Source organism: Pseudomonas sp. FG36, assembly GCF_057809275.1.
The window spans coordinates 1-357 of record NZ_JBMDJQ010000094.1 but is presented as its reverse complement, the minus strand read 5'-3'; the positions used below and the strand labels follow the sequence as shown (position 1 = coordinate 357).

1 pseudogene is annotated in these 357 nt (G+C 57.4%); it reads right to left on the bottom strand.

Annotated features, from left to right (window positions below):
* Positions 1 to 275, bottom strand: a pseudogene (locus tag ACODS9_RS26575) (helix-turn-helix domain-containing protein); the annotation flags it as partial.
* Positions 276 to 357: the final 82 nt, after the last annotated feature.

Here is a 357-nt window from a genome sequence, read left to right as displayed (position 1 = left end):
CAAGCAGGTGACTGATCTTTCGGCCACCCCACGTGGAGTGCTCCTTACGGATGGCCTAGCCCAGGCTGAGTCTTGCGAGGGCTGACGGCCGGCTTTCGAGAGCGCTCCTGCAAGCCGAGTAAGCCGTCCTGTCGAAATCGATTGAGCCATTTGTAACCCGTCTGAGGGCTAATGCCGAACCGGCGGCATAGCTCCCTCATATTGGCGTCCGGGTGATTGGCCAGGCTAACGAACTCTTCTCTTAAGCTCATGGCATCTCTCGCGTTCCAAGGCATGGTCGTATTCCCGGCAGATTGCTTGCCGAAAAGTGTCAACCATGTCTCCGCACACGTGTCCACCATGTGTCCGGTCCATACA